Origin of the sequence: Peribacillus psychrosaccharolyticus ATCC 23296 (assembly GCF_000305495.1) — a bacterium.
GTDB lineage: Bacteria > Bacillota > Bacilli > Bacillales > DSM-1321 > Peribacillus > Peribacillus psychrosaccharolyticus.
Genome location: NZ_AJTN02000040.1, coordinates 1 through 12121, shown reverse-complemented (window position 1 = coordinate 12121; position 12121 = coordinate 1). Strand labels below are relative to the sequence as shown.

At 38.9% G+C, this 12121-nt stretch carries 12 protein-coding genes and 1 pseudogene; 6 read left to right on the top strand and 7 right to left on the bottom strand.

What is annotated here, in order from left to right; genetic code table 11:
• The first annotated feature begins 3 nt into the window (after positions 1-3).
• Both WYK_RS26115 and WYK_RS04505 read left to right on the top strand, forming a co-directional pair.
• Positions 4-159 carry a GNAT family N-acetyltransferase gene (locus WYK_RS26115; RefSeq protein ID WP_328286263.1) on the top strand — a complete coding sequence of 52 codons (156 nt, stop codon included), beginning with the start codon at positions 4-6 and terminating at the stop codon, positions 157-159.
• 355 nt (positions 160-514) lie between these two features.
• Positions 515-790 (top strand): hypothetical protein, encoded by a 276-nt coding sequence (locus tag WYK_RS04505; RefSeq protein ID WP_040373402.1) that lies wholly within the window; start codon positions 515-517, stop codon positions 788-790.
• Positions 791-1143: 353 nt separating this feature from the next.
• Here the strand turns inward: WYK_RS04505 and WYK_RS04500 are convergent, their stop codons facing one another.
• From WYK_RS04500 to WYK_RS04490, 3 genes and pseudogenes are all read right to left on the bottom strand, one after another.
• Positions 1144-1782 carry an SdpI family protein gene (locus WYK_RS04500; protein ID WP_051387306.1) on the bottom strand — a complete coding sequence of 213 codons (639 nt, stop codon included), beginning with the start codon at positions 1780-1782 and terminating at the stop codon, positions 1144-1146.
• Positions 1766-2048, bottom strand: a pseudogene (locus WYK_RS04495) (autorepressor SdpR family transcription factor). Before WYK_RS04495 ends, WYK_RS04500 begins: the two are co-directional and overlap by 17 nt.
• A gap of 148 nt (positions 2049-2196) precedes the next feature.
• Positions 2197-2925 carry an MOSC domain-containing protein gene (locus WYK_RS04490; protein ID WP_040373401.1) on the bottom strand — a complete coding sequence of 243 codons (729 nt, stop codon included), beginning with the start codon at positions 2923-2925 and terminating at the stop codon, positions 2197-2199.
• A 344-nt stretch (positions 2926-3269) separates the two neighbouring features.
• Here WYK_RS04490 and WYK_RS04485 point away from each other — a divergent pair, with 344 nt between their 5' ends.
• From WYK_RS04485 to WYK_RS04475, 3 genes are all read left to right on the top strand, one after another.
• Complete coding sequence (locus WYK_RS04485; RefSeq protein WP_040373400.1) at positions 3270-4583, top strand: anaerobic C4-dicarboxylate transporter family protein; 1314 nt, start codon at positions 3270-3272, stop codon at positions 4581-4583.
• A 203-nt stretch (positions 4584-4786) separates the two neighbouring features.
• Entirely contained in the window at positions 4787-5704 is a 918-nt protein-coding gene (locus tag WYK_RS04480; protein WP_040373399.1) for a peptidase U32 family protein, read from the top strand.
• A 67-nt stretch (positions 5705-5771) separates the two neighbouring features.
• Entirely contained in the window at positions 5772-6953 is a 1182-nt protein-coding gene (locus tag WYK_RS04475) for a peptidase U32 family protein (RefSeq protein WP_051387305.1), read from the top strand.
• Between the two features lie 28 nt (positions 6954-6981).
• Here WYK_RS04475 and WYK_RS04470 read toward each other — a convergent pair whose 3' ends face one another.
• The 4 genes from WYK_RS04470 to WYK_RS04455 form a co-directional block, all read right to left on the bottom strand.
• Entirely contained in the window at positions 6982-7554 is a 573-nt protein-coding gene (locus tag WYK_RS04470; RefSeq protein WP_040373398.1) for a DUF6944 family repetitive protein, read from the bottom strand.
• A gap of 158 nt (positions 7555-7712) precedes the next feature.
• Positions 7713-8789 carry a metallophosphoesterase gene (locus tag WYK_RS04465; protein ID WP_040373397.1) on the bottom strand — a complete coding sequence of 359 codons (1077 nt, stop codon included), beginning with the start codon at positions 8787-8789 and terminating at the stop codon, positions 7713-7715.
• Positions 8790-8842: 53 nt separating this feature from the next.
• Positions 8843-9673 (bottom strand): hypothetical protein, encoded by an 831-nt coding sequence (locus tag WYK_RS04460; protein WP_152526404.1) that lies wholly within the window; start codon positions 9671-9673, stop codon positions 8843-8845.
• A gap of 334 nt (positions 9674-10007) precedes the next feature.
• The gene (locus tag WYK_RS04455; protein WP_040373395.1) at positions 10008-10766 is read right to left on the bottom strand and encodes a TrmB family transcriptional regulator; all 759 of its coding nucleotides are present in this window, start codon (positions 10764-10766) and stop codon (positions 10008-10010) included.
• A gap of 122 nt (positions 10767-10888) precedes the next feature.
• On the opposite strand from WYK_RS04455, the gene WYK_RS04450 reads away from it, so the two are divergent.
• Positions 10889-12064: an MFS transporter gene (locus WYK_RS04450; protein ID WP_040373394.1), complete on the top strand. Its 1176-nt coding sequence runs from the start codon at positions 10889-10891 to the stop codon at positions 12062-12064.
• The last annotated feature ends 57 nt before the right edge of the window (positions 12065-12121 follow it).

Genomic DNA, 12121 nt, shown 5'->3' with positions numbered 1-12121 from the left:
CATCTGGTAGGTAAAGAAAGATCTAGTAAATACCCTGATTACACTGGTGAATTATATGCTATTTATATTTTAAAAGAGTATCAAGGAAATGGGTTAGGAAAATTATTAGTTAAACCAATCATTAAAGAACTACAACAAAAAAACCTTTGTTCAATATAGTTTTAGTGCTTGAAGATAATAGTTCTCGTCTTTTTTATGAGGGTCTTGATGGTAAAAAAATAGACACCATTGAGGTTAACATTTCTGGGAAGAAACTCAATGAACTTGTATACGGATGGGAAAATATTACAAAAATACTGTAAACTAAAAAAAGTTATTTAGATTCTTGGATAAACGGTTATTTTATTCAGCTAAAGGCTGCCAATTGGCTGCCTTTTGAACGTATGATACTTATACAAATCATACATTCAAATTCAAGAAATAATATTTTTTATCCAGCAAACTAAAAACTATAACGATAAAATATGGTAATATTTGTAAATAAATAAACTTGGAAATGTTGGGAGGGTTAGTTTTGCTTAATTCTGTTATTTTTGTCTATTTTCCAATTGTTATTTCTTTACTAAGTATTTGGGGAATGTTTTGGGTGATTAAAAACAAGAAAAAAGAATATATTTCACCATTGATTCTTGTGAATTTAGGTATCGTCACGCATTTTGTTGGTTTGAAGGTAATTAGGGGATTCTCAGGAATGGGAGTTAGTATAGTAGGGGCAATTATTTTGGGAATAAGCATAATAATTTTCCTTCTAATATTAATTACAAATTCAAATAAGAGAAGAACCATTTGAATAAATAGTCGTTCCAATTGCCGGCCTTTTAAAAGTAAAATCCTCATACAATTCATTCATTCAACTCTAAAAAGCCGGCACAAGGTCAGCTTCCGAGATTCAGATCTTATGTTAACTAAAATATAAATAGTGTAAACTAAATTTAAACTATTCGAAATCAAAGCTATGATTAAACTATCAATTTATCTTTTTTACAAACAGATTCTCTTACGAGGATATTTATCCTTGCAAATACTTGGATAACAAGGGTAGTCCGGGTTACTGAAAGTTGCTAGGTAGATTCTGAGTTTACGAGATTAATTTAGAACTAAATAAAAAGACAGTCAGATTGTCGACTGTCTTTCTAATGCAACTCATATCCCCTTCTTATACAGTAAATAGGAATACAAAACGGGTGCTCCAACTAGAATGGCTGCAATGATCAGAACAATAGGTACCCAGTATATAGTTAAAAATCCGCCAACGATCATACAAATCCCACCGATTGTCCACAAATAGCCTGCCATATGATGTGTTTTATTCCAATTATCTGTACTATTAAGTGTCCATGTTAATCGAATTCCGACTGTATAGTTTTGCTTGCATTTAGGTAAATAATTTCCAAATACTGTGATTAGTATGCCCGCCATTACTGGGACTAAAATTTCAATGGGAATGTTATATCCAAGCGCTTTAAACAATGTTACTGGGGTTAAAATCAATGACATGATTGGGATAATCCATATTCCTACCTGCTTTAATACAGTTGATACGTTTGCTCTTTTAGGGTCTTTTTCCATCATCATTAAGACAAATTGATGAATGGAGGCCATGAGGATCGGCAATCCCCATACTGCAATTGCTTTTGGAACATAATTATCAGGGGTTCCCGAAGCATTCCAATGAATAGCTATTTCGTTTGGCAGCTTATTATAAAGCACTAAGCCGATGACAATTGGCAGCAAGCAGATCAATGTGGTAATGATTAATGTTCGATCAACTTTTCTTTTCATTTTCTTTCCCTCCAAACTGTGAGAACCACAACATGACCTCTTCAAATACAGAAATGTTAATTTCGTAGTAAATGTAAGTTTTTATACTTGGTCTCAAAAAGTAATCCTGCTTTTTTTAATTGTGATAAATGGTAGGAAATTGTAGCACCTGTCATATCAAAGTGTTTTCCGATGTCCCCTGCTGATAATTTCTTATCTTTGAGCAGAATTAAAATTTCTCTTCGTACCGGGTCGGATAGTGCTTTAAATGTTTCTGGAAACCCCACCATGACACCTCTCTTCCGCTCTATTTAGAAAGACTTCTAAATAGAATTATAATCCGTTTTTCAGAAAAAGTCGATATCTATTTAGAAAAATTTCTAAATAGAAAACATAAGAGCCTGCCGCACATACTTGCAGCAAGGCTCTGAACCATCAATCAACCAGTAACACTTCATCCCCCACTAGTATTTCCCCTGTTTGCATCACGGAAGCATATACGCCAAAATGATTATTGCGTTGGTTTAACACAATTTTTTGTAAAGATGGGTCTCGTTCCGCATTATCTGGATTGACGGTTATAATCATGCAGCGTTCACAGTGTCTCTTTACCTGTATTTCCACTTGTTTTCCTATTTTTAATGTCTTGCCAAACCACATTTCTTCCATGAATGGGATTTGATCGTTTAAGGCGAGGACTAGGTTTGGTCGGAAACGCCTATGATTGAGCGTTTCTTTTCCCCATATTTTTTGCAATGCATTTAGTGATGCATCCGATATTAGTTGAAGATGTTCTAATTCAATGGCCCCTATAGGTACATCAGTGGGAGAATACTTCACTAAGGATACGGCTCGATTTGATTCAGCTTCTATTTGTTTTGTTAGCCCTTCATCTTCCCAATTCACTACCTTCCCCTCAGGTGTCGTTATTTCGATTAGGGGATACTCATGCATGGTTTCTTCTCCCGAAAATTTTGCTTTATATCTTGCCATATTTGGGCATTGTGTGATGGTCACATATTTTCCTGGTCGTGTTTCATCTAAAAAAGCATGGCTGCGATCTCCATATAGTCCATATTTCATAACATTCGTTTTTTTTACACTTTCTCCATAAAATGATTTTATAGGATGGCGAACAATTTCCTTTATATGTCCTATCAACATTTTATTCCCTCCTAAACAAAATCTGTTTTTATTATACTAATTTTTTTTGCCTGAATATTCGTGGTTTTTCCAAATGAGAAAATAGTCCTTACCTCCCTTAGTCTTTTGTCTCACTTAGCGTCATAACAATACTTTGAACTGTTCTTCAGCTAAAAGTTCCTGTAAAATGGGAACGATAAAAATATGAACAAGTCGTGTTTCCCGTCCCAGGAAGACGATCATTTCTATACCCTATAGGGTAAAATAATTCATAAAACGTTACTTATTTGGGGCATCACCTTAAACGTATTGCTATAGAATAAAGGTGCAAGCCATTAAATCTTGCAACTTAAGGAGACGACATTATGTTTTGGATTCATTTATTAATTTTACTCGGATGTATCATCATAGGTGCACGAATCGGTGGATTAGGACTAGGAGTTATGGGTGGCGTAGGGATTGCGATATTTGTCTTTATCTTTGGCTTACAGCCGACTTCCCCGCCCATCGACGTGATGTTAATGATATTAGCAGTCATCACAGCCGCTGGTGCGCTTCAAGCTGCAGGAGGACTTGAGTACCTCGTTTATCTCGCAGAAAAGGCCTTGCGGAAAAATCCTAAGTATATTACGTATGTTGCACCAATCGTTACGTATCTCTTTACTTTCTGTGCGGGTACTGGTCATGTGGCTTATTCAGTCTTACCTGTCATCGCGGAAGTTTCGCGTGAATCAGGTGTGCGGCCTGAAAGACCGATGTCCATTGCGGTAATTGCCTCACAACAAGCGATTACGGCAAGCCCGATATCAGCCGCAACTGTCGCACTTTTAGCTTTATTAACAGATTTTAATATCACATTATTAGATATCTTACTTATTACGATTCCCTCTACGTTTATTGCTTGTATGCTTGCTGCATTTGTTTCAAGTAAAATGGGGAAAGAACTTAATGAAGACCCAATTTATTTACAACGTTTAGAAGAGGGCCTGGCTCCTATTAGAAAAGATAAAAAGGAATTTATTGCTTCTAAAGGGTCAAAGTCATCGGTTATTATTTTCCTAATTGCTGCCTTATTGGTCGTGCTGTTTGGATCTATTGAAGGCTTACGACCTGGCTGGACTATCGAAGGCGAGTTTACTCGAATGGCAATGCCTGTAACGATTGAAATGATTATGCTTTCAGCTGCTGCCTTCATTATCCTCATCTGTAAAGCCAATGTTGATACCATTGTTTCAGGATCTATTTTTAAAGCTGGTGCTACAGCCGTCGTCGCTATATTCGGTATTGCCTGGATGGGTGACACATTCTTCAATGGAAATGCCGAATTCATCACGAATAATATTTCAAGCTTAGTTACCGCAGCCCCTTGGCTGTTCGCGATTGCCCTGTTCGTTTTATCGATTCTTCTATACAGCCAAGCAGCTACGGTTCGTACATTGATGCCGCTTGGAATTACACTGGGGATCAATCCAGCACTTCTCATTGCTATGTTCCCTGCCGTTAATGGTTATTTCTTTATCCCTAACTATCCGACGGTTGTCGCAGCGATTAACTTTGATCAAACCGGTACAACTCGTATCGGAAAATACATTTTGAATCACAGCTTCATGATTCCTGGATTAATTGCTACGGTAGCGAGTATCGGAATTGGAATCTTGTTAAGTATGATTGTTCTATAATAAAAAAGGCGTTCGTTAAGGAAACTTAGCGAACGCCTTTTTTTCTTTTTAATCCTAAAAAAAGACATGAAATGTATGAAAAGCAGGCATTTGTAAATGGAAACGATAAGGTAAAATAATGGTGAGTTTGTACGGTAGCCTACATATTGATGACCATTTTTCAATACCTGCATTTCTTTGAACTTAGTAAAGGAGATAATCGCATGATTGAACTACTAGCAACAGCAGAGTCTTTTGAGCAAGCGAAACACCTGATTGATTGCGGTGTGGATACAATTTATATAGGGGAAGAAGCGTATGGATTACGATTGCCGTATTCCTTTAGCCGAGAAGAGCAGCGTGCTGTTATTGCATATGCCCATGCGCATGGACGTAAGGTAACTGTTGCAGTCAATGCTATTTTACATAATGAGCAAATCAAAACCGTTCCCTCCTATTTGACCTTCTTGAAGGAAAACGGTGTAGATCGAATAAGTGTTGGTGATACTGGCCTCATCCAGCTAATGAAGCAGCCTGACTATTATATTCCGTTTATATATGACGCGGAGACGATCGTAACCAACCATCGCCAAGTTGACTTTTGGGCAAAATTCGGTGCGGTTGGAGCCGTTGCGGCACGTGAGGTTCCATTTGAGGAGCTGCAAATGATGGCGAAAGCTTCACTGCCGATTGAAGTATTAGTCTATGGAGCCACGTGTATCCATCAAAGCAAACGAAAATTGATGCGAAACTATTTTAATTTTATTGAAAAAAGTGAAGATGTCAGCCGTCAGCGGGACCTATTCCTCTCCGAACCAAAAGGTGATGATACCCACTATTCGATTTACGAAGATTGCAACGGTACTCATATTTTTGCCAATAATGAACTTAACTTACTACCCTATCTTGGTCAGTTAGCAGCCGTAAACTTAACGACTTGGAAACTAGACGGCCTATATTGTTCTGGGGAATCCTTTGTGTCTATCGCTAAATTATTTGTTGAAGCACGTGAAGCCATAAAAGCCGGTCTTTGGAGTGAAGCCTTAGGCGCTCAACTTGACCGTGCTTTACGTCGGTTTCATCCTGCAAAGCGAGGTCTCGACACAGGCTTTTTCTTACTGAAACCAGACCAGGTTAAATAAACGACATAGGAGGCTCAATCATGACCGTCATCACAAAAAACCGGAAGTACTTGCCCCCGGCGGTACATTGGAAAAATTAAAAACCGCCATCTTTTATGGGGCCGATGCTGTATATATTGGCGGAGAAGCGTATGGGCTGCGGACTCGCGCAGGAAACTTTGATTATACAGACATGCAAGAGGGCGTTGATTATGCTCATGCTTATGGTGCGAAAGTGTATGTCGCGACCAATATGATGACGCATGAAGGCGATGAAGCTGGAGCGGGAGACTTTTTTCGGACCATTCGGGATATCGGCGTCGATGCCGTGATTATTTCAGATCCCGCTTTGATGACGATTTGTGCCAGTGATGCACCAGGGTTAGAGATGCATCTCTCCACGCAGCAATCTGCCGTAAACTATGAGACCCTTAATTTCTGGAAAGACTTTGGCTTAACACGGTGTGTGTTAGGACGTGAAGTGTCTATGGAAGAAATGAATGAAATCCGAGCGAAAACGGACGTTGAAATCGAAGCCTTTATTCACGGAGCGATGTGTATTTCTTATTCCGGACGGTGCACCCTTTCCAATCATATGGCGAATCGTGATGCAAACCGAGGCGGCTGTTCTCAGTCCTGCCGCTGGCATTATGGTCTTTTCGAAATGGATGAGCCTGGTGAACACCAGTCTATTACTGAAGCAGGTACCGAACCCTTTTCCATGAGCGCCGTTGACTTATCAATGATTCACCATATACCTGATCTCGTAAACAGCGGAATCGATAGTTTAAAAATCGAAGGGAGAATGAAATCAATTCATTATGTATCGACCGTCTCGAATGTGTACCGCAAAGCGATTGACAGCTATTGTGCAGATCCAGAAAATTATATACTCAAGCAAGAATGGGTTGATGAACTTTGGAAAGTAGCGCAACGGGAATTGTCTACAGGTTTCTTCTATAACGAGCCCACTGAAAATGAACAATTATTCGGCCAACGACGGAAGATTCCGCAATATGCATTTGTCGGCCAAGTGCTAGAATACGATCAGGACTCACAAATAGCTGTTATCCAGCAGCGGAATAACTTTGGCGTTGGCGATGAACTTGAATTCTATGGACCAGGAATGCGTCATCATCAGGAACAGTTACATTCATTATGGGATGAACAGGGCAAACCGATTGTTCGTGCCCCGCATGCGCTGCAAATTGTCCGTATGAAAGTAACTCAACCGGTGAAGCCAAACGATATGATTCGTAAGAGAAAATAAGACAAGATAATTCCATTTTGCCTATTCCCTAACTACTTTCATCGGTATCAGGGGAATAGGTTTCTTTTGTTACTTCAAGCGCTCCTAATACGGAACCAACCGTTTGAATCCAGCTGCCGAGCACTTGTTCAACTTCCCCATCCTCTTCATTACCACTTCGAAGCTGTTCAATACCGCCTATGGCTTGAAGTGAGTTACCGATTCCCTGTAATAGATTCGAAATCACATTAATCGCTTCTCCTGGTTCATCTAAATGAGCAAACCCGTCACCAATCGCTGCACACCCTCCTAATGCTTGCAGCCAATTCCCTTTAATGACTAGCTCTTGACTGGTACTATCATCTACAGGGAGAACCATTCCACTGACCACAGCTGAATTTCCAATGGCTTGTAATTCGTTACCGATTTTTTCTAAATTAAACTGTTCAATCGTGTCGGCAATCAAGGCATTCCCAATCCCCTGTAAACCATTTCCTATTAAACTTAAGTTGTTCAATTGTTGAGCGGTTAGGATTGATGAAGGAGTCGCTCCTACAGCAGCAATAAAGGTGCCAATTGCCTGTACCCAACTCCCAAATAGCTCCTTTATCTGGTTATCCACCACAACTCCCCCCTCTGCTCCCTACCTTAATGATATTCAAGCCTTGATGTGTATGACATATGTAAAAGCCCTCTTGGGAGCCAAAATAGGTGAAGTTTGTCTTTAATCATGAAAAAAACAGCCTTGCTCGCAGCAAGACTGTCTATCGGAAATGTTGATTATTCAAATTTCACTTTAATCACATTAACTTCTGAGCGACTGCCAATCCGAAGCGGTGGTCCCCACGTCCCGAATCCCGAGGAAACAACCGATTGGAGGGTGCTTTTTCGTAAATAGCCCCAATCATTTTCATAAATCCTGCTGGTAATGAGATTGGCTGGAGCGACCTGACCTTTATGGGTATGGCCTGATAAAAGAACATCAATTCCATTCTCTTTAGCAATATCCAGGTCTAGTGGTGTGTGGTCCATCATAATGATCGGCATCGTTTGATCAAGTTCACTGACTAAATCACTGACGGCTTGTCTATTTTCATCCGTAACATCTTTTCTGCCTACAATATAAAATAAATCGTCCACATTCACGGTTTCATCCATTAAAAGCTTAATACCTGCTTTGTTCAGTTCAACTTCAAGCTTTTCTAAGTCATCGCCGTAATAATCATGATTACCTGGTGTCGCATAAACGCCCATGGGCGCTTTTAATTCTTTTAATATCTCACCAACATGATTATCTATGTATGGCTGTATATGATCGTCGATGACATCTCCTGGAATTAAGATGATATCAGGCTTCACTTGATTTGCCTTATCAACCAAACGTTGGATATGCGCGGGTCCAACAATTGCGCCAATATGCAAATCGGAAACCATCAAAATTTCCACGTCTTCCACATTGGATTTTTTATCAACGGTCAGGTTATAATTCCGGATCACAGGGCTCCAAGCATTAAATGAGCCATAAATAAATACAAACCCATAGACTGCGAAAACACTTATACCAATCCAAAAAATGCCCCTCTTCTTCATTAAGAAGACTAATAGATTACAAATTGGCAGTAGAATGATTCCGTATCCAATAATCATCATCCAAAAATAACCGAGTAGTTTAAAAACAAGAAGTGATGAAAATAGACCAATAAATAAAGAACAGGAAAGGATAACAATGATTCCGATATACATCTTTTTATATTTCGATAAAAAAGTAGTCTTCAGCCAAACCCAGCCATTATAGCCCACATAATAACTGAGTGCAGCAAAGACGAGCGCAGCTAAACCAATCATGAGGATCATCATATGTGTCGGTGATTCCTTTCTTTTTCTCTGATAGTTGAATCTTCTAAACTAGTCTAGTATAAACGAAAAACCTCCAATCGTTTAGAAATAAACCTGATTCTTTCCGGAAAGCCATATTCATTTGGTTCCTTAATCGGTTTACCAATTAATAAAAATAATATGCTTTGTTTATCCTCAAGAAGTTCCTCACTTAATATAATGGGGAATACTACCTTTGAACTCTGTGGAATCGTCATTTTGCCTAGCTGATTCAACTCATAATTCACTAATACACTTAAATTAGCATCATATTCAAAATCATTAGGATTATTAATAGCTAAATAATAATAGCTGCCGCTGCATACGGACTCTAGCAACTTCTTCATCTTTTTATCTTTAAAAAGGGTAATTTTCACTCCCTTATCATTCTGACAAGTATTTCCGTTATATTCAAACAACTCCACATGATTAGACAGTCTTTTTTTGTTCGCATTTTCTACTTCAATGGCAAAATAAAAAAAACCTATATGTCCTTTACATTCTTCTTCTATATAAAAAGGATTAAGGTAGTCTTCAGTCATTAAATAAATAATATGATTCCCCGGCGGCAGATCTTCAAACGTAAATATAAAATCTACCTCACCGTGTCTCGGGACATCCACCAAATGATGGACCTTCTTTACCCCCGCTACACTAAATTCCAAAAGGGTTCCTTCTCCTTCTAGCATTGCATAAAAAATAATTTTTTCAACTTTTTCAGTCTCATGCATCACCCTCAATGTAGCTGTAAACTGACCAGCGTTACCCGATTTGTAACTCAATGTATGAAAATCCTTGATATATTCCTTATTCGCTAAAAAGAGAAAACCCCTATGAAAGCTCCCTTGATTTGTATCTTGATTCATAGTTTGGCCGCCCATCGTTTTTATTCCTGTTAACTAATAATAAAATAAAATGGTAAATTATTCAAACAAGGAGGGGCTATGAATTAAATAAAGAAGATTTCATTTCCCAATCATCGCTTTTGGTGATTGTACGCATATCAGTATGAAACAGAACGTCGCCCGATTACAACCGCCATTCAAAATGAATCTCAAAAATTTGATAAAGCGTTCGATAAATGATTGTTCTCTATTTCATAAGAAAACTTATCTCACATTCATTGATATGAAATGAGTACTACATCGAGTCCAAACAAGAGACCTCTTCGAATTCCGAAAAGGTCTCTTGTTTTCAGTTCTAATACCGTAAATTCATTAATACCTCTCGTATTTTCTCATCCTTCATGACCGTATCTTGGTGTCTCTGTGTAATCTCAGTTAGGGCGATGTCATGATAAAAGAACTCGGTGAAGAATTTAACAAGTGGTCCAGATTGCGTCCGGATTGCCTGCCATTTACTCTCCTCAATGCCTGCAAACAGCATTTCTCTGTCATCCACAATAATAATTCTACTTCTTTCCAACGTATCATGCTGGACATCTGGCACTAATGTTGACACTTCAGAAATCGACGTATCAAGTACTCCAATCGTATGAATTTTGACAGTTACACCTGACTTGGATTTTTCCTCTAGTAAAGGCAGATAATTTTGTAGATCATCGGTCCATCCTGAGATAAAAATAGAGGATTCCGCTTGTCCAATCATATCTTTCAATACTGATTGTATGGAGGAATTGTCTTTCAGTGTCCAGACCCGGTCATCTGCAGGTGCAGCTTTTCGTTTTCTATTCCTGAGTTTTTCGACATTTTTTTCAAAGTCCGTTTTCAATTTTTCAATCGTTGTTTCAATGGGAAGCGCCGTATACAACCGCTTTTTCTCAATCGTTGACTCCAAAATCAGTCCTTTTTCAGACAAGCGATGCAGCACTTCATAAACTTTCGCACGGGGCACGCCGGACTGCTTCACAATTGCTGTAGCATCCAGTGCCATTCCATCGGAAATAAGACATTCATATACTTGACTTTCGTACTGTGTAAAACCAAATTGCTGAAGCATATTTTTTTACTCCTTACTTCATTCTTGTAGGTTAATCATAGCACAAAAAAACTACCTCTTGTTTTCTTTCGTAATAAAAGTTACTATCGTAGTAGTAACTTTTACGAAAGAGGTATACATCTATGGATAAACGCGTCTATTTATTTACAGTAGTTTCATTTGTAGTCGGGATGGTCGAACTGATTATCGGCGGGCAGCTGGATTTAGTTGCGGCTGATTTACATGTTAGCCTTGGCCAAGCCGGTTTACTGATCACCATTTTTTCACTAGTCTATGCTATTTCCGCTCCTATTCTATTAATTGCAACAGCGAAGATGGAGCGAAAGAAATTAATTTTACTTTCTTTATGTGTCTTCTTCCTTGGCAATTTGCTTTCTGCATTAAGTCCTAGTTACAGTGTGCTAATGCTTGCTCGAATTATTTCAGCTATAAGTGGTTCTTTACTCATCGTTTTATGTGTGACCACAGCTTCTGCAATCGTTGCTGTTCAATATCGTGCCCGTGCTATTGGAATTGTCTTTATGGGTGTTAGTGGTTCATTAGTGCTTGGCGTGCCAATTGGACTTGCCCTTGGAAATGCCTTTAACTGGCGTGCACCGTTTATTTTTATCTCAGTGTTAACCATTCTTTCTATGGTTGGCGTGTACTTTTTCATGGGGAAATTCCCGCCTAAGCCAGCCATTTCTCTTTCTGCTCAGCTTCGCACGCTAAAAAACAGAAAAATTCTCTTTGCTCAGCTGACAACCTTTATGTTTATGGCTGGTCACTTAACACTGTACGGTTACTTAACACCCTTCTTAAAAAGCGAATTAGGATTAAGCGCTGGCTGGGTCAGCATCGTCTACCTCATTTTCGGTATCGCAGCCGTATCTGGCGGAGGAATAGGCGGCTATCTTTCAGATCGAATCGGAACCAAGAAGACCATTGTATCTGTAATCATAGCTTTTGCTCTCTCACTTTTCATCCTTCCCTATACAACTTTCTCCCTCCCTCTTTTCCTAGGGGTTATGTTTATCTGGAGTATGCTAAGCTGGGCAATGACACCTGCCTTACAAAGTTATTTAATTGAAGCTTCACCAAAAACAGCAGATATTCAACAAAGCCTAAATAACTCTGCTCTTCATCTTGGCATTGCTTTTGGTTCAATGGTTGGGGGCATCATCATCGAACGTTCCTCAGTGGAGTTAAACCCTACTATCGGCGGCATATTTGTCCTCATAGCACTAGGGTCAGCTGCACTATCGATGAAACGAAAACGGACAGCAAGAACAGATATTCACTATTCTAAAGCTCAATAAAAAAGGAGTAGCCAGTGATTAGATAAATTACTGGCACTCCTTTTTTATCTATTCAGT